The sequence below is a fragment of the Maritalea mediterranea genome (assembly GCF_021568695.1).
GTDB lineage: Bacteria > Pseudomonadota > Alphaproteobacteria > Rhizobiales > Devosiaceae > Maritalea > Maritalea mediterranea.
The window spans coordinates 53,402-71,608 of sequence record NZ_JAKGTI010000005.1 but is presented as its reverse complement, the minus strand read 5'-3'; the positions used below and the strand labels follow the sequence as shown (position 1 = coordinate 71,608).

Below are 18,207 nucleotides of genomic sequence, written 5' to 3'. Positions count from 1 at the left end.
TGGGTCAACTGGGAAATCAAAGGCACATCTATGCTTGATCAGAATAATGCGGCACGCCTGAAAGAGGGCGTGAAGTCACTTGAATTGATGACGCGGTTTGCGCTGGCCACATTGGCGCTGGCCAGCGGCGTTTATACCTATCTGGGCGTGCGCAGCCTGATTGATGGTTCCGCCGATCTGGTGTTTTTCGCCGCGATTGTTTATTCCGCTGCTGTATCCGTCGGCATTTATGCCTTTTGGACCTATATGATGCGCTTTCTGCCCCTGATGCGCGACAGCGCCCGGCGCGGCGCCTTAATCGCAGTGATGGGGCTGGGCAGCCTGATGATTGTTGCCATGTCGTCCTGGCTCAACGCTGCGGCCCTCGCTGGCTCTGCCGCACTGGAGCAACATTTGGCGGTCACCCTTGAAGATTATGTCGCCGATCTCGACAAGGCTCACGATAAGGCCTTGGCCGCCCAAAGCCTGTTGCCCGATGTGCAACGCGCCTCGGTGCGCTTTTCCCGCCTCGCCGAAGATGAACGCCAGTCCGGCGCCCTCACCGGCACCTCTGGCTCCGGCTCTGTGGTGCAATTGCTCACCCAAATGTCGCAACAATTGGATGAATTGAGCGCCTCGATCCTGGCTTCCCGTGAAACGGTGGCCACCCAGTTTGAGCAGGGCTCCCAGCACTTGGCTAAAATGCGCGCACTGGTCTCTGGTGACGGCGAGGTGCAGCCCCGCGCCGACCAGTTCGCTGCCGAAGCCCTGGCACTGACCGGCGTAATTTCCTCCTTGCAGGAAACCTCCATCGCCGCCTCGGTAAGCCGTGCAGCAGAAGATTTGTCTTTGGGCTTTATTGCCCCCGTTGCCGACGGCGGCACCCAGGATCTGGCCAACCGACAAGACCGGGTGATGCGCTCGATCATGGACGCGGTGGCCGCTCAATCCAAAGCCTTGCAGGCGGCGGCGCAGGATATTCTCAACCAACCCGGCGTGCCCGCCCGACGCTTTGTGCCACTCTCCACCCCGGAAGCGGTGTTGCTCTATGCGCGCGACTTCTTGCCCTCCTGGGCCGGGGCGATTTCCATCGACTTGCTGCCCATGGTGCTGGTGCTGATCCTTTCGGTGGTGCATTCCGCCTCCCGGCGCGAAGCCCGCACACTGGATGTAGCCGACAAGATCACCGCCGCCGAAATGATGCGCGCCGTGGCCCTGTTCCGCGACATGAATGCCGATTTGCCGCCCGAGCAGGTGCAAAAAGCCATCGAACATGCCGCCAATGAAAAATTGCCGGATGACCAAGCGGCAAAGCCAAAGGACGAAGCCGAAGAAAAAGAGGACCGCACCAACAGCCCGGAGGCGCGTGAGGAGACGCACGAAGACAATATCACGCCCCTCAGAGACAAAAAGTAAGCGATGAGCACGGAAACCAAAACAAGGTTCTGGCTGGACGATGGCCGCTTGATGCGGGCGGTGTTTTTTGTGCTGCTTTTTGCCAGCGGGGTGATCCTGTGGCTCGATTTCGACCAGCTCTATAATCAGCAATCCGCTGCGCCTTATAGCCCACAAAAGGGCGACACGCCTGTTTTACCGGCGGTGGACCGACCCGAGATCAACCCCAACGACCCGAAATTTTCGCCCATAGAGCGGGTACAGCTGCCGCGTGAAACCTTGCAACAACCACTCAAGGCGACCTTGGAAGCAGGTCACATCCTTACCCTGCAAGGGGCCATTGATGTCGGTGCCTTTGCCCGACTCGAACCAGAGCTCGAACGTATGGCCGAATATGTGGAATGGGTGGAAATCAACTCGCCCGGTGGATCGGTCGACGATGCCTTGGCGCTGGCGAAGTTGATCCGCGCGTTGGAGTTAAATATGCGGGTGCCGGCCGGAGGTTATTGCGCCTCCTCCTGTCCACTCATTTTTGCAGCGGGCGTAAAACGCGATCTGCATCAACAGGCCAATATCGGCGTGCATCAGATTTATTTGCCCGCAAATGACCCCAATGCCGCCCGCAACACAGCACAAGCCATGTCCGACGCACAATCCATCACGGCACAAATCACCAAACATCTGACCGATATGGGCGTGGATGGTGCCCTATGGGTGCACGCCCTCGAAACGCCGCCGCAACGGCTATATTACTTCACGCCTGAAGAGGCCAAAGCCTATAAATTGGCGACGTTGATCAGCGAGTAACATCCCCGCGCCACGGCAGGGTGTTCAGTCATTTTGACAAAACGAGTGAGATGGCGGGGACCAAATTTGCAGCTGATCCCTCCCCCAAATGGGGAGGGATGAAGGTGAGACAGCGCTTAAAGCTCGCGCACATCCACGAACCGACCTGCCACCGCCGCAGCGGCCGCCATGGCGGGTGACACAAGGTGCGTGCGGCCCTTAAAGCCCTGACGTCCTTCAAAGTTGCGGTTCGAAGTCGAGGCACAGCGCTCGCCCGGCTTCAGCTTGTCGGCATTCATTGCCAGACACATGGAGCAGCCCGGCTCGCGCCATTCGCAGCCCGCTTCGATAAAGATTTTGTCGAGGCCCTCTTCTTCCGCCTGCGCTTTCACCAAACCAGAACCCGGCACGATCATCACATTCACGCCCTCGGCCACTTTTTTGCCCTTCAGCACTTCAGCAGCAGCGCGGAAATCTTCGATCCGGCCATTGGTGCACGAGCCGATAAAAACGCGATCAATGGTAATGTCGGTGATCTTAGTGCCCGGCTTCAGGCCCATATAATCCAGCGCACGCCATTTTGACTCCCGCTTATTCTGATTTTCGATATCGTCCGGGTTCGGCACTTCGCCATTGATGGAAACCACATCTTCAGGGCTTGAGCCCCAGGTGACGATCGGCGGCAAATCAGACGCATCAAGGGTGATTTCCTTGTCGAACTTGGCGCCTTCATCTGTGTGCAATGTCTTCCAATAGGCTTTGGCCATTTCAAAGGCTTCGCCTTTCGGGGCGCGCGGACGACCTTCGATATACTCGAAGGTCTTTTCATCCGGCGCGATCAAGCCAGCACGGGCGCCGGCTTCGATCGACATGTTACAAACGGTCATCCGGCCTTCCATGGAAAGTGCCTCAATCGCCTCACCGGCATATTCAATCACATGTCCGGTGCCACCCGCGGTGCCAATTTCACCAATAATCGCCAAAACGATATCTTTCGCGGTGACGCCTTTTGGCAATTTGCCATTGACGGTCACGCGCATATTTTTGGCTTTGGATTGGATCAATGTTTGGGTGGCCAGCACGTGCTCCACTTCCGAGGTGCCAATACCGTGCGCCAGCGCGCCGAAGGCCCCATGGGTGGAAGTGTGGCTGTCGCCGCAAACGATGGTCATGCCCGGCAGGGTGAAGCCCTGCTCTGGCCCCACAATGTGCACAACGCCCTGGCGCTTATCCAGCTCGTTGAAATATTCAACACCGAAGTCGGCCGCATTTTTCGCCAGCGTATCCACCTGGATTTTGCTGTCCGGATCATCAATGCCCTGCGACCGGTCGGTGGTCGGCACATTGTGGTCCACCACGGCCAAGGTGCGCTGCGGCGCCCGCACTTTGCGGTCGGCCATGCGTAGCCCTTCAAAAGCCTGCGGGCTCGTCACCTCATGCACGAGGTGACGATCAATATAAAGAAGGCTAGTGCCATCTTCATTATTGGCCACCAGGTGATCGTCCCAAATCTTGTCATAAAGTGTACGTGGATTGCCCATTTTAAACGGTCTTTCGTTCAATGATTGCTTGATTAAAACGGTTCTAAAACCAGCGCAAAGCGCGGTCAAGTCACGATCAGGCGATAATCGTCCACCTGAAGCGGCCCAGCGGGCGGTGCAACTTGTAATCACTATGCACAAGAGATCGCAAAAAGACTACTGACATTGTCGTCTAACCCTGTTTAAACTCGACATAATTAAAAATCATAAAGGGGATCCCAAATGGCGCAGGCCACGAGCGCTTACAAGTCTCAGCTCATCGAACTTGCACACTCTCGAAAACTCACCGACCAGAGCTTTTTGAACTTTTTGAGCCATCTGGTGAACTCGATTGACGATGGCGATCTCAAAAACAAAGATCTGTCGGAACTGCTCGATGCCGGCATCCGCGCTTATGACCATCTGGGCCAGCGCCATGCCAACGGCCACCATATCTCCAATTGGGCGCCCAAAGATGCGCACAAGGACCATATTGTTGATGCCTTTAACGAGGACATGCCCTTTATCGTGGATAGCGGGTTGGCCGCCATCCGCGCCTCCGGGGCCGACATCATCCTGTTTGCCCACCCCATCCTGCCGGTCAAAAAGACCGAGCATGGGGTCGAGGTTTTGGCCAAATTTGAGGACGGCGTGCAAAAAGAAAGCCTCTTGCATGTTCATTATCGTCCGGGCCTAAGCGCGAATAATCAGGAAGTGCTGGTGGAGGAGCTAGACAATGCCCTGACCCAGGTGCGCCATGCCGTCAATGGCTGGCGTCCGATGCTGGAAAAACTGGGCAAGACCGTGCGCCATTATCGCGACAATCCGCCGAAAATTGACGATGCTGTACTGGCCGAAAGCATGAGCTTTCTTGGGTGGTTGGCCGATCATAATTTTACCTTTTTGGGCATGCGCGAATATCGGCTCAAAAATAAGGATGGCGCCCCCTATCTCGAACCTTTGCGCGATAGTGGATTGGGCATCTTGCAGGATCCGGACCTGTTTTTCCTGCGCCACGGGCCCGATTATGTGGAAATGACCGATCAGCATGTGGCCTTTTTGCAAAAGGCTGACCCGCTGATGGTGACCAAAGCCAACATCAAATCGGTGGTGCACCGCCGCGTCCATATGGATTATGTCGGGGTGAAGCTGTTTGACGAAAATGGCGATCTATGCGGCGAATTGCGCATTGTGGGCCTGTTCACCTCCATGTCGCTGGCCACCCCGCACACCTCGGTGCCCCTGTTGCGCCGCAAGGTGATGCAAGTGATGCAACGCTCTGGCCATTCCCCAAACTCCCACTCCGGCAAGGCGCTGATGAATGCGCTGGATAATTACCCGCGCGAAGAGCTGTTTCAGATCGATGAAAAGCTGCTCTATGAGTTTGCCACCACCATAGCCGAACTGGCCGACCGGCCCCGCGTGCGCGTTTTGCCCCGCATCGATCCGTTCGACAATTTTGTCTCGGTCCTCCTGTTCATGGCGCGGGACAAATATAACTCTCATATCCGCAAACAGGTGGGCGAATATCTGGCGGAAAAATATGATGCCCGCGTGTCTGCCTTTTATCCGAACTTTCCTGAAGGCGAATTGGCATCCGTGCATTTCATTCTGGGCCGCAATGGCGGCAAAACCCCTGAGCCAGATCGGGAAGAGCTGGAAGAACATATCACCAATTTGACCCGTTCTTACGGCGATTGGCTGGCCTCCCTGGTGGATGACCCGCGCACCATCGCGCCCTATGTGAACGCCTTTACCAATGCCTATCAGGAGAAATATCCCCATGCGGAAGCGTTGGTGGATATCGAGCATTTTGAGCGGCTGGATAATGACGAAATCATCGAGGTGAGGCTGGATAAACATGCCCGCCGTGAAAACGCCTATTCGCTCAAACTTTACCATCGCTCCACCGCCATCCCGCTCAGCGCCCGCGTGCCGCTGCTGGAGAATTTCGGTTTTACCGTTGTCAATGAACGCACTTATACCGTCTCACCCGAAGATGAGGCCGAGCGCGTGCTGCACGATATGACCCTCAAGGTGGCCGATTTTGACGGCGATCTCACCGAAATTGCCGACACGATCGAAGAGGCCATTAAAGCGGTTTGGTATCAGGCCGCCGAAAATGATGGCTATAACCAGCTGGCGCTGTTTGCGGCCATGCCCTGGGACAACATCGCCATCATCCGCGCCCTGTCACGCTATTTGAAACAGGCCGACATCACCTATTCCCAACGTTACATGTGGACCACGCTGGCCAAACATCCACTGACGGCGAAAGCGATTGTCGACCTGTTCTACGCCCGCCACGATCCCAATTCCAATGGCGACGCCCAAGTGGTGGAACAGCAAGCGAGAGAGACCATCCGCGAAACGCTGGACAACATCACCAGTCTGGATGACGACACCATCTTCCGCCGTTTTGTGAATTTGGTAGATTCCAGCCTGCGCACCAATTTCTACCAACGCCCCAACGGGCAGCGACGCCCGGCCCTTGCCATCAAATTTGATGCCTCAAAGGTCGCTGGGTTGCCCGAACCGCGGCCTTTCCGGGAAATTTTTGTCTACAGCCCACGGGTGGAAGGCGTGCATCTGCGCGGCGGCATGATCGCGCGCGGCGGCTTGCGCTGGTCAGACCGGCCGGAGGATTTCCGCACCGAGGTGCTTGGGCTGGTGAAGGCCCAAATGGTCAAAAATGCGGTGATCGTGCCGGTGGGGGCCAAGGGTGGCTTTGTGCCCAAACAGATGCCAACCAACCCCACACGGGAAGAATTTATGGCCGAGGGCATCGCCAGCTATAAAATCTTCATCGGCTCCCTGCTCGACATAACCGACAATCTGGACGTGGACGAGGTGATCCCGCCCGAAAATGTCAACCGGCTGGATGGCGACGATCCCTATCTGGTGGTCGCAGCCGATAAAGGCACCGCGACCTTCTCAGATACCGCCAATGCCATTTCCGATGAGCGCAATTTCTGGCTGGGTGACGCCTTTGCTTCTGGCGGATCGGTCGGCTATGACCACAAAAAGATGGGCATCACCGCCCGTGGCGGCTGGGAAGCAGTGAAACGCCACTTCCGTGAAATGGACCATGACATTCAAACCGTGCCCTTCACGGCCGTGGGCGTGGGCGACATGTCCGGCGATGTGTTTGGCAACGGCATGCTCTTGTCGAACCAGACCAAGCTGATCGCTGCCTTTGACCACCGCGATATCTTTATCGATCCCGATCCGGACCCGGCAACTTCCTTTGCAGAGCGCAAACGCCTGTTTGAGATGGGCCGCTCCTCCTGGCAGGATTATGATCAGTCCAAACTCTCCACCGGCGGCGGCATTTATCCGCGGTCGTCCAAATCCATCACCCTCTCTGCCGAAGCAAAAGCCGCATTGGGCATTGAAGAGGATCAACTCAGCCCCAACGATCTGATGCAGGCCATTTTGAAAGCCAAAGCCGACCTGTTATGGTTTGGCGGCATCGGCACCTATGTGCGTGCCAGCACCGAGAGCAATGCTGATGCGGGCGACCGCGCCAACGACGCCATCCGCATCACGGGCAGTGAAGTGGGCGCCAAAGTGATCGGCGAAGGCGCCAATCTAGGCATCACCCAGCTGGCCCGCGTGGAATATGCCCAACATGGCGGCCGCATCAACACCGACGCCATCGACAATTCCGCCGGCGTGAACTCGTCTGACTTGGAGGTGAACATCAAAATCGCCTTGGGCAGCCTGGTGCGTGACGGCGTGATAGACATGCCCCAGCGCAACAGCTTCCTTGCGGAGATGACCGACGAGGTGGCCGAACTGTGCTTGCGCAACAACTATTTGCAAACCCTCGCCATCTCGCTGGCCGAGCGGCGCAATGTGGCTGACTTGCCCTATCATGCCGATTTCATCAAATCGCTGGAAGCGGCAGGCGAGTTGAACCGCAAGGTGGAATATCTGCCCAAACATGTCGATTTGATGGAACGCGAAACCCACAATCGCGGCATGACGCGCCCGGAACTGGCCGTGATTTTGGCCTATGCCAAAAATACGCTCTACGCCAAATTGCTGGAATCTGATGTGCCCGATGATCCCTATCTGGGCAAGGAACTGTTCCGCTATTTCCCCGAGCAGCTCACCGCCACTTATCCGGATACCATCACCAATCACCGCCTGCGGCGTGAAGTGATCGCTACCGTACTTTCCAACGCCATGATCAACCGCGGCGGGCCAGACTTTGTGCACCGCATTGCGTCGGCGACCGGGGCAGATCCGGCGCAAGTGGCCGCCGCCTATGCCACCGCGCGCGACAGCTTTGGCCTCACCGACATGAACGCGGCCATTGACGAGTTGGACAACAAAATGTCGGGGCAGACTCAATTGGCGCTTTACGATGAATTGCGCACCTTGCTGTTGCAGCAAAGCGCCTGGTTTATCCGCAACGTCAATCTGGATGACGGCATTTCCAAAGTGGTGGAACTATATAGCACCGGCATCGACAAAATCCGCGCCATGCTGGACGAGTTGCTGCCCGAATTCATTCAGCAAAGCGTTGAACGCCAGACCGAGACTTTCGTGAACGGCGGCGCACCGCAATCGCTGGCCAAACGGGTGGCGCAACTATCTGCGCTCACCCTGTCCACCGAAATTGTGTTGGTGGCAGAACGTGCCAACACCAGCGTGGAAAATGCGGCAAAGGCCTATTTCACCATTTTGGAGAACTTCAAATTGGGTCGCATCACCGAGCAGGTCAACACCGTGGAAGTGCATGATTATTACGATCGCATGGCGCTTGACCGGGCCATGGCCAATATGATCCGCGCCCAGCGCGACATCACATTGGACGTGCTGGCCTTTGACGCCAATGATGTCGAAAAAGCCTTTGCGGACTGGAACAATGCCCGCTCAGCCGACATCAGCCGTACCCGCGAAATGGTGGAAAACATCACCGACACCACACTGGGTGTCTCCAAGCTCTCGGTGGCAGCAGGGTTGCTGTCTGATTTGGCGAAAGGCTAAAAATGAGCGAATTTGCGTCGCAACCCCGCCCGACACCCACACGTGTCGGGCAATTCTCCTGGATGTTGTTCGACTTTGCGGCGCAGCCCTTTCACACGCTGATCCTCACCTTTATCTTCGCGCCCTATTTTGCCGCCCATCTCAGCCCCAATGCCGTGGATGGCCAGGCCATGTGGGGCTATGCCATCGGCCTGGGTGGTTTCGTGATCGCGATTCTGGCCCCCGTTTTGGGCGCCATGTCCGACACCACCGGGCCGCGCAAACCCTATATCGCGTTCTTTTCAATCTTTGCCATCATCGGCGCCAGCTTGATGTTTTTCGCCGCCCCGGGCACGGAAAATGGCGTCCTGTTTGCCGTGGTCGGCGTGTTTCTCGCCATTATCGGCTTTGAATTTGCCACCATTTTCAACAACGCCATGATGCCCAACCTGATTAAGGATGAGGACTTGGGCCTTCTCTCCGGCTTTGGCTGGGCTTTGGGCTATGTCGGCGGCATCCTCACGCTGCTCATCATTCTGGCTTTTATGGCCGCCTCGCCGGAAACCGGCACCACCTTGGTCGGCCTCAGCCCGATTTTCGGCCTTGATCCGATGCTGCACGAAGGGGACCGCGCCTCCGGCCTGCTCACCGCCATCTGGTATCTGATCTTCATTATCCCGCTTTTCCTGTTCACGCCCGACGCGCCGAAAATCGAGCGCACCAAAAACGCGATCCAAAAGGGGTTGCGCAAGCTGGGCACCACCCTCAAAAACCTGCCGCAACGCAAAAGCTATTTTGCCTATTTGCTCGCCTCCATGTTTTACCGCGATGGCCTCAATGGTCTCTATGCTTTTGGCGGCATCTACGCTGTCGGCATGCTGGGTCTAAGCACTATTCAGATCGGCGTGTTCGGCATCATCGCCGCCCTGTCCGGCGCCATTGGCGCCACCATCGGTGCCTTTGCCGACAAGAATTTTGGCCCCAAAGCGGTGGTTTCAACGTGCTGCTATCTGCTGATTCTGGCCTGTGTGATCGTCGTCTCCACCACCCAGCAATATGCGCTTTTCACCATTCAGCTTGAGCCAGACAGCAACATCCCGCTAATCATTTTTTATATTGCCGGCGCCATCATTGGCGGCGCGGGCGGGGCGTTGCAAGCCGCCTCCCGCACGTTGTTGGTGCGGCAAGTGCCCCAAAGCGAAGTGGGTGAAGCCTTCGGCCTGTTCGCCCTCACCGGCCGCGCCACCAGCTTCATCGCCCCTTTAAGCATCGCCGTGGTCACCAGCTGGAGCCAATCCCAACAAATCGGCATCACCCCAATCATCGCGCTGTTTGTGCTGGGGGCGGTCGGATTGTTGTTTGTGACGAAGAAATAATTTGTTTTGTCTCGCGGCTAATCGATGCTGCGCATCGGCCTGCGACGGCGCGGCCAAAAAGTTGGCCGGGGTCCTCGCTGCGCTCGTCCACTCTTTTTCCTTACAGATCTTGTCGCTGCCATCGCCCCACCCACCGACATCACCCCGGACCTGATCCAAGGTCCAAACAGCGTTGGCGCAAGATTCGAACTGCCGTGTCCAACATAACCGCTACATGGATTACCGGATCAAGTCCGGTAATGACGTGAGGGGGGGGGTGAAGCTTGGCACAGTAACAAATCGGGGCACCCATAGGCGGGGGTGCCGGGGTAGCGAACGTAGTGAGCGACGGCGGCGCAAAAAAGAGGCGGGGGTGCCGGGGTAGCGAACGTAGTGAGCGATGGCGGCGCGCAATAAATGCCGGGGGTGCCGGGGTAGCGAGCGCAGTGAGCGACGGCGGCGCGTAAAAAATGCCACAAAAAAAGGCGGGCTCAACGCCCGCCTCAACAACTTAAACGCCAGGAAAAAGCGTTAGCCTTCTTTTTGCGCCAGCGCTACCGCATCCATGATCACTTTGCGGGCTTCATCAACGCCCTTGATGCCTTCGATCTTGGCCCATTTGCCGGGTTCCAGATCCTTATAGTGCTTGAAGAAGTGCTCCACCTTGCTCACTTCAATCTCAGGCAGATCGGTCACATCTTTGATGTTCTCATAAGATTTGGTGAGCTTTGAAATCGGCAAGGCCAACAATTTCTCGTCCATGCCGCCATCATCTTCCATGATCAACACACCAATCGGACGGCATTTGATTACCGCGCCGGGCATGATCGGGCGGGAATTCATCACCACCACATCCAGTGGGTCGCCATCACCGCAAAGCGTGTTGGGCACAAAACCATAATTGCCCGGATAACGCATCGGGGTGTGTAAAAAGCGGTCCACAAAGATCGCACCGCTGTCTTTGTCAAATTCGTATTTGATTGGCTCGCCGCCCACCGGCACTTCGATCACCACATTGATTTCTTCCGGTGGGTTTTTGCCGGCGCCAATTGCGTTCAAATCCATTATGGTCTCCATCGGTCATATTGAACAATTGCCAGCACTAATGCCTAGCCCTCGCCGCGATTGCAAGCCATAATCAGTTTTCAGCGGCGCTTTGGATTGATTTTGGAGGAGATAATGGCACAAAACGCTTTTAAACGACTGGCCTTGTCGGGCCTTTTGATGATCGGGGTGGGCACAACCGCGCTGGCAGCAGATATTGATGTGGCCTATACCGACACCGACTTAACCCAATGCACCATCATCAACGCCGATGACTTTGGCGCCACCTTTGCCTGCCCGGGCTGGCGCGGTGTGCCGGTGATGATTGCCGAAGGTGATTTGCGTTTCTTCGTGAGCTACGGCCTCAATGCAGCGGACGAAAAAGCCGCCTATCAAACCCTTGGCCCCTTCAATACGATTGGCCAAAAGATTGAGTGGCGTCTCACCAACCGCACCGGCGATTGGCGGCCCTATGCCACTATCCTGCGCTACTACACCGACAATGAGGGCGGCCCCGAAGGACAAACCCTTGTGGTGACCAAGATTGATCAAGGCAATACCTGCCAAATCGCCCGCGTCGATGCCCGCAAATACAAAAACGCCAACCAGATTGCCCGCGATCTTGCCGATGCAATGGCATTCGACTTTGATTGCGCGAACGAGCCGGTTGAATATGGGGGATAGTTTCGCGCGCGGTTGATGGTTTGATTTGTCTCACGGCTATTCGATGCATTTATACGAACCACCGTCACCCCGGACTTGATCAGGGGTCCAAGCAGCATCGGCAAAGGTACTCACCATAAGTGTATTCGCCTAACCGGCACCGCTACATGGATTACCGGATCAAGTCCGGTAATGACGTGAGGGGGTGTGGCGATACCCTGCATAATATTAAAGCGTGACACCCATTGGCGGGGGTGCCGGGGTAGCGAACGCAGTGAGCGACGGCGGCGCGTGAAAAATGGCGGGGGTGCCGGGATAGCGAGCGCTGTGAGCGACGGCGGCGCCTTAAATGGAAGAGCTGCCGGGGACGGGAGCGAAGCGAGCGGTGGCGGCGCGCAATAAAGCCGGGGGTGCCGGGGACAGACACGCAATGTCCGGTGGCGGCAAAAATAGGAGCCGGGGCACCATGGACGCCAGCCAGCCTGCGTCGCACAAGCGTTAAAAAAGCGGGGCAGTAAAAAATGCCCCACTGATCTTACTCGCGACTTCCTTACCACAAAAATGTTGGTCCCGGCTCAGGGCCGGGACGGCCACAAGATTATCAATGCCGGAAGTGGCGCATGCCGGTGAAGACCATGGCGATGCCCGCTTCGTCAGCCGCGGCAATCACCTCATCATCGCGGATAGAACCGCCCGGCTGGATCACCGCAGTGGCCCCGGCCTCAATAGCGGATTTCAACCCATCAGCAAAGGGGAAGAAGGCGTCTGACGCCACAACTGAATCCTTGGTCAGTGCGCCTTTAAGCTTTTGGGCTTTCGCCGCGTCTTTGGACTTGCGGTGGGCGATGCGGGCGGAATCGACCCGGCTCATCTGCCCGGCGCCAATGCCAACCGTTGCCCCATCCTTTGCATAGATAATCGCATTGGATTTGACATGCTTGGCCACAATGGCCGCGACTTTCAGGTCGGCCATCTCCGCTTCGGTTGGCTGGCGCTTGGTTACCACTTTCAGTTCACAATCATGCACGCTCTTATTGTCGCGCGATTGCACCAGCATGCCGCCAGAAACCGACTTCACCATCAGCCCGTCTTCTTTCACATTGGCGAGGCCGCCGGTGAGCAGAAGTCGCAAATTCTTTTTCTTTTCAAAAATCGCCAGCGCCTGCGGCGTTGCAGAGGGCGCAATGATCACTTCGGTAAAGACCTCGATGATCTTTTGCGCCACATCTTCGTCAATCTCTTTGTTCAGCGCCACGATGCCCCCAAAGGCTGAAACGGGATCACAAGCCAGTGCCTTATCATAGGCCTCGGACAAGTCTGCGCCCAGGCCCACACCACATGGATTGGCGTGCTTGATGATCGCCACTGCCGCATGGTCCTTGGGATCGAACTCCGAGACCAGCTCAAACGCAGCATCTGTATCGCTGATATTATTGTAGGAGAGTGCCTTGCCCTGCACCTGCTCGGCGCTGGCCACGCCAAACCGGTCAGACCCATCTTTATAAAAGGCGGCCCATTGGTGCGGGTTTTCGCCATAGCGCATCACCTGATCCAGCTTGCCGGCAAAACTGCGATAAGGCATATCGTCATGCTCGAGCACTTTGGCAAACCAGTTGGAAATCGCAGAATCATAGGCTGCGGTACGCGCATAGGCCTTGGCCGCCAGCTTTTTGCGGGTGGCCAGATTAATGCCCTCTTCCGACGCAATCTGCGCCAGCACCTCATCATAATCGGCTGGATCCACCACCACGGTCACATCATTGTGGTTCTTGGCGGCAGAGCGGATCATGGCAGGACCGCCAATATCGATATTTTCGATCACCGTCTCATAGTCAGCACCGGCTTTCACGGTTTCTGCAAAGGGGTAAAGGTTGACCACCACAAGATCGATCGGCGAAATCTGGTGAATGCGCATCGCGCTCTTGTGCGTTTCATTGTCCCGCACGCCCAGAAGCCCGCCATGCACTTTCGGATGCAGGGTTTTCACCCGCCCATCCATCATTTCGGGAAAGCCGGTCAGCTCGGCAATATCAATCACCGAAATCTGTTCTTCTTCCAGCAATTTGCGGGTGCCACCGGTCGAGACCAGTTCGATCCCCTGGGCGACAAGGCCCCGGGCGAATTCGGCAATACCAGTTTTATCGGATACAGAGAGTAAGGCGCGTTTCATGGTCACGTTTAGACCCCCAATCTTGTGCGCTTGGCCAGAATTTGCGCCATGACAATGGGCCATAGCGCATAAAATTCGCCGTCTCGCTAGCACGCCCTAGCAAATTTTGAAACCACTTTTGGCCATTTTTGCCCCTATACGGGCAAATCGGGCAGCTTATTGCCCCTCGGGCACAAAGGACCAGGCCACATCAATGTGCGGCTGGATGGTGCCATGCAGCACAATTTGCTGAATTGGAGCCAGGCCGGTACGCAGATTTTGCCGCGCACTGCCTTCAATCATGGCCGTCGCGCCCTCATACAGAAAAAGCCATTTGGCACCAGACCGTAAAGTCAATTCAATCATATTGCCTGCATCGTTAAACTCGGCCACAACACCCAGCCCCAGATGAAAGCGCAACAAGAACTGATCCGGCGCATTCTTGTGAGCCAAGTCGCAAGTCAGCATATCCTGCCCCACCAGCGCGTCTCCCTGATGTGCTAGCACCGTCAGCACGCGCTTATGGGTCACCCCGGTCAATGCTTCATAGCCGGCATTTTTGAACACCAAACTGTTTTCGTCACGATCCAGCTGCATAGGACCATCGCCATTTGCGGCAATGAAGTCAGAAATCAGCTTCTTGTTGGTAAATGGCGGGGTGTTGTGATAATCCAACTCCAATGCGGAATGGGCCGCGGGCAGGCTGAACAATTGCGCGTCATCCCCCATATCTGCATCGCCAGGACCGCAATTGCCAACAATCAAATCATTGCGGTGGGAATATTCAAAACTGCCTGCCCCGGCCATCATGAATCCCACCATGTCGGCGGAGGCCAGCTTGCCACTGTCTGCAATCAGTTTCGCCTCTTCCCCGAGCAAGATGCCAAAACCGCCCATCATGCGCGATTCGCCAAATACGGATTTTGTGGCGCTGCGTGCGGCCAAGGCCAAACTGTCCTCATGGGCAATTTGGCCAGTGGTGTTAAAATAGGCCAGATCGCCATTGCTCAGGGTCAGCGCGCCCAGCGCGGCATACATTTTTCGGGTGATCGCCAAAAACCGCTTTGCGCCTTCAGGCGAAAACGTGGCCAGTTCTTGCCGCACGCTGACCAAATTCAACAATAGATTGAAATGCACCGCACCCGAACGCGACAAATGCAACCCGAAATCGCTCAGCTGCGCATCCAATGTATCATTCAAATGATCAATCATCAGGATGATATCGTTGGTGTCCCGCCCCAAGGACATGGCGGCCCCCAACAAAGCAAGCTCGATCAGCGCCTGTATATGAGGTTGGGTTTCAAAGCTGCGCCGCACCTCGAGTGACTGAATTTGCCGCAACAGCGATGATACAATGGCTTCGCGCTGACTTTCGTTGGCCCCATAGGTGAGCACCTCGAAATGCTTGACCCAGTTGATCACGCGCTGCGCAGTCGTTGCCCTGTCCCAAACCTTTGGATCATATTGTCCATAGCGGGCCACCCAATCGAGCGCCAAGGTCATCGCAAAGCGTTTTTCCCCTTCGTCCCGGGCCGCGGTGAAATGGTAGAGCCATGAAAAACTGTGCAATTCCTCAAGCCATTTTGGCGACGCATGTTCAACCGCAAACGGGCTGATGCCTTGGGTATCGATCTGCTTGTTGCCCAGCACATAGCGCCCCGCCATCATGTCTTTAATGCTGAAATGATCGGCCGCCCGAACTTCGGCAAATTTGGACGCCACCACGCCAATATGGCCGCTGGCCCATGTCCAACGGAACAAGGGGCTGGTGACAAAGGAATCCATCACCGCCGCATATGCACGTTTCCAAATTTGCCCCGCCGCAATGACCAAATTCAAAACCCCAAACTCTTTCTAGCCAACAGGATAGCATTTGCGACCCTGGCTATGGACCCCCAAAATGCGTTTCAAACAGTTTTTGAATAGATCGAGTTGATTATGCCACACGTTGCAATCGGGCAGCGAAAAAGCCATCCGTGCCGCCTGTACACCCATTGGGCAACTCAAGACAAGGCAAAGCGCGCACATAGCCCTTCACATCAATCGGTGCCGACCAGCCATGCAAATCATCTGCCTGAACGGGCGCCAGTACAAATTCTTGATGCCGATCCAAAAACTGTTCAATCTGATTCTCGCCCTCTTCGGGCTCCAAGGAACAGGTGCAATATATGAGTTGTCCGTCTTTGGCCACCCTTTTCGCCGCCGCGTCAAGCATTTCCGCCTGCAGCCCGGCCCGCTGGGCAAAATCACGTTCTTTGCGGTGCCACAACACTTCAGGATGCCGCCGATAAGTGCCTGTGGCGCTGCAGGGCGCGTCCAGCAACACAACGTCAAATTCACCCGCGCCATCCAGCTGGGTGACATCGGCTTCCAACAATTTGGCGTGGAAATTCAGCCGCGTCAGATTTTCCTGCAATCGTTTCAGCCGATCTTTTTCAATTTCGACTGCGGTCACAAGCCCGCCCAAATCGCAAAACTGCGCGGTTTTCCCGCCCGGCGCCGCGCAAAGGTCAAGCACCTTCTTGCCTTCCAATGGTCCGGCCAGCCGCGCGGGCAAGGTTGAACTCAAATCTTGCACCCACCATTGCCCGTCTTCATAGGCCGGCAAATCTGCCACGCTCGCCTCGCGCTCTGCAAGACGATAGCTTTGAGGCAATAGCGGCGCAATGTGCGCAAATCCCGCCTCATCCTGTTCAGGCAGCACGCCTTTTTTGAACACCAGATCAAGGGGCGGCTGGTCCAACACCATTTCTGCCATACGCAAGGCCTGGGTTTCGCCATAGCGCTTGGTCCAGCGCGCAAACATCCAGTCCGGCACCAGATCCTGTGCCCGCAACGGCCAGCTCTCCGCCTGCCGCTGCACATTGCGTAGGGCTGCGTTGGCCAGCTTGGCAAAGCGCGAGGCGCGCCGGTCGCGCTTGATGGTTTCCACCGCCAAATGCAACGCCGCATGGTCACCCAGTTCAGGCAAGAACAAAAGCTGTGCAATGCCGAGCCGAATGGCGGGCTCAAACAGACCTGCGCGTTTGGGGGTACCTTTTTCCAACACCTTGTCGAGCACTTTATTGATCTGCCCGTGCCGCCGCAGTGCGGTGGTCACCAGCCGATTGGCCAATGCCCGCTCGCGCCCGTCTTCAAAATCTGCTGCGCCAAACGGAATAAAGGGCGCGCCGGTCAGCACCAGTTGCAGGCGCTGCGCCGCGGCCCGCCGAACAGCCAATCCGGCGGTGTTGGTTTTTGCTGACATATTTACCTATCCCCAAGGCCCTTTAGAAGAATTGTCTTGTTCATCCTGATCAGACGTGGTGCTGGGCACCCGCCAACCTGCTGCACCTGCGCGGTGCGTGGTTTGGCCCGCTTGTTGCGCTTCAATATGGCGAGAACGGGGCCATTGATCATTTTGGGCAATTTGCATCGATTGGGCCATATCCATCAAAGCCTTAATACGGTTTTTGACGTCGGGGTGCGTCGAGAACAAATTGTCACCCCGCTGGCCCACCAAAGGGTTAATGATGAACATATGAGCCATGCCCGGTGCGCGGCGCGCATAAGGATTGGCAATTTGCTTAGCGTAATTGGAAATCTTATCCAGCGCCCGCGCCAGTGCTTCGGGGTTGCCGCAAATCTCGGCCCCATCCCGGTCCGCTTCATATTCGCGCACGCGGCTGACTGCCATTTGCACCAGCAGGGCGGCCAGCGGCGCCACGATCACCATTAGGATCGAGCCGATCGGCCCGATCGGCGAATTATTATTGCGCGCCCCGAAAAACAGGCCGAATTGCGCCAACATGGAGATGGCCCCGGCCAAGGTGGCGGTGATGGTCATGGTCAGTGTATCGCGCGAACGAATATGCGCCAATTCGTGTGCCACCACCCCTTCAATCTCGTCATAATTCAGCAGCTTAATCAGCCCCGTTGAGACGGCCACCGCCGCATTTTCCGGGTTGCGCCCGGTGGCGAATGCATTGGGCTGATCACTTTGGATCAAATAGATTTTGGGCGAGGGAATGCCGGCATTTTGCGACAGGCGATCCACCATCTCATGCAGATCGGGCGATTGCTGATAGCTGATCGCTTTTGCATTTTGCATGCGCAGCACGATTTTGTCGGAGTTCCAAAAGGAAAACAAATTCATCATCAACGCCATCAACAAGGCCAGCATCATGCCGCCCTGGCCGCCAATGACGAAGCCAATCGCCATAAACAGCCCGGTTAAAACCGCCAGCAAAAATGTGGTTCTGATCGCATTTACCATCTGAATGTCCTTTCCGACCATTAAATGGGCATGTTCGCAGCTGGAGGCAAGTGGTCGCAGCGGGAAAATTTGCGCGACCCAATT

At 56.4% G+C, this 18,207-nt stretch carries 11 protein-coding genes; 5 read left to right on the top strand and 6 right to left on the bottom strand.

Annotated features, from left to right (window positions below; genetic code table 11):
• Positions 1-30: 30 nt before the first annotated feature.
• Both L1I42_RS15955 and L1I42_RS15950 read left to right on the top strand, forming a co-directional pair.
• Positions 31-1,395 carry a hypothetical protein gene (locus L1I42_RS15955; protein ID WP_236115739.1) on the top strand — a complete coding sequence of 455 codons (1,365 nt, stop codon included), beginning with the start codon at positions 31-33 and terminating at the stop codon, positions 1,393-1,395.
• Positions 1,396-1,398: 3 nt separating this feature from the next.
• On the top strand, positions 1,399-2,181 hold the full coding sequence (locus tag L1I42_RS15950) for a COG3904 family protein (RefSeq protein ID WP_236115738.1): 783 nt from the start codon (positions 1,399-1,401) through the stop codon (positions 2,179-2,181).
• A 116-nt stretch (positions 2,182-2,297) separates the two neighbouring features.
• Here the strand turns inward: L1I42_RS15950 and leuC are convergent, their stop codons facing one another.
• A complete protein-coding gene (leuC, locus tag L1I42_RS15945) occupies positions 2,298-3,701 on the bottom strand; it encodes a 3-isopropylmalate dehydratase large subunit (RefSeq protein ID WP_236115737.1) in 1,404 nt (467 codons plus the stop codon).
• 222 nt (positions 3,702-3,923) lie between these two features.
• Here leuC and L1I42_RS15940 point away from each other — a divergent pair, with 222 nt between their 5' ends.
• Entirely contained in the window at positions 3,924-8,678 is a 4,755-nt protein-coding gene (locus tag L1I42_RS15940) for an NAD-glutamate dehydrogenase (protein ID WP_236115736.1), read from the top strand.
• 2 nt (positions 8,679-8,680) lie between these two features.
• Positions 8,681-10,033 (top strand): MFS transporter, encoded by a 1,353-nt coding sequence (locus L1I42_RS15935; protein ID WP_236115735.1) that lies wholly within the window; start codon positions 8,681-8,683, stop codon positions 10,031-10,033.
• Positions 10,034-10,543: 510 nt separating this feature from the next.
• On the opposite strand, the gene ppa is transcribed toward L1I42_RS15935, so the two are convergent.
• Positions 10,544-11,077, bottom strand: a complete 534-nt coding sequence (gene ppa, locus L1I42_RS15930; RefSeq protein WP_236115734.1) for an inorganic diphosphatase — start codon at positions 11,075-11,077, stop codon at positions 10,544-10,546.
• Between the two features lie 114 nt (positions 11,078-11,191).
• Between ppa and L1I42_RS15925 the strand changes: the two genes are divergently transcribed.
• Positions 11,192-11,740 (top strand): hypothetical protein, encoded by a 549-nt coding sequence (locus L1I42_RS15925; protein WP_236115733.1) that lies wholly within the window; start codon positions 11,192-11,194, stop codon positions 11,738-11,740.
• 580 nt (positions 11,741-12,320) lie between these two features.
• Here L1I42_RS15925 and purH read toward each other — a convergent pair.
• From purH to htpX, 4 genes are all read right to left on the bottom strand, one after another.
• A complete protein-coding gene (gene purH / locus L1I42_RS15920) occupies positions 12,321-13,889 on the bottom strand; it encodes a bifunctional phosphoribosylaminoimidazolecarboxamide formyltransferase/IMP cyclohydrolase (RefSeq protein WP_236115778.1) in 1,569 nt (522 codons plus the stop codon).
• Positions 13,890-14,045: 156 nt separating this feature from the next.
• Entirely contained in the window at positions 14,046-15,707 is a 1,662-nt protein-coding gene (locus L1I42_RS15915) for a heparinase II/III family protein (RefSeq protein ID WP_236115732.1), read from the bottom strand.
• Between the two features lie 97 nt (positions 15,708-15,804).
• A complete protein-coding gene (locus L1I42_RS15910; protein WP_236115731.1) occupies positions 15,805-17,115 on the bottom strand; it encodes an RsmB/NOP family class I SAM-dependent RNA methyltransferase in 1,311 nt (436 codons plus the stop codon).
• A gap of 6 nt (positions 17,116-17,121) precedes the next feature.
• On the bottom strand, positions 17,122-18,123 hold the full coding sequence (gene htpX / locus L1I42_RS15905) for a zinc metalloprotease HtpX (RefSeq protein WP_236115730.1): 1,002 nt from the start codon (positions 18,121-18,123) through the stop codon (positions 17,122-17,124).
• Between the last annotated feature and the right edge of the window lie 84 nt (positions 18,124-18,207).

What these genes read in the sequence shown, in the direction of transcription:
- L1I42_RS15955 (WP_236115739.1), top strand. Translation starts at nt 31, where the DNA reads ATGCTTGATCAGAATAATGCGGCACGCCTGAAAGAGGGCGTGAAGTCA.
- L1I42_RS15950 (WP_236115738.1), top strand. Translation starts at nt 1,399, where the DNA reads ATGAGCACGGAAACCAAAACAAGGTTCTGGCTGGACGATGGCCGCTTG.
- leuC (WP_236115737.1), bottom strand. Translation starts at nt 3,701, where the DNA reads ATGGGCAATCCACGTACACTTTATGACAAGATTTGGGACGATCACCTG.
- L1I42_RS15940 (WP_236115736.1), top strand. Translation starts at nt 3,924, where the DNA reads ATGGCGCAGGCCACGAGCGCTTACAAGTCTCAGCTCATCGAACTTGCA.
- L1I42_RS15935 (WP_236115735.1), top strand. Translation starts at nt 8,681, where the DNA reads ATGAGCGAATTTGCGTCGCAACCCCGCCCGACACCCACACGTGTCGGG.
- ppa (WP_236115734.1), bottom strand. Translation starts at nt 11,077, where the DNA reads ATGGATTTGAACGCAATTGGCGCCGGCAAAAACCCACCGGAAGAAATC.
- L1I42_RS15925 (WP_236115733.1), top strand. Translation starts at nt 11,192, where the DNA reads ATGGCACAAAACGCTTTTAAACGACTGGCCTTGTCGGGCCTTTTGATG.
- purH (WP_236115778.1), bottom strand. Translation starts at nt 13,889, where the DNA reads ATGAAACGCGCCTTACTCTCTGTATCCGATAAAACTGGTATTGCCGAA.
- L1I42_RS15910 (WP_236115731.1), bottom strand. Translation starts at nt 17,115, where the DNA reads ATGTCAGCAAAAACCAACACCGCCGGATTGGCTGTTCGGCGGGCCGCG.
- htpX (WP_236115730.1), bottom strand. Translation starts at nt 18,123, where the DNA reads ATGGTAAATGCGATCAGAACCACATTTTTGCTGGCGGTTTTAACCGGG.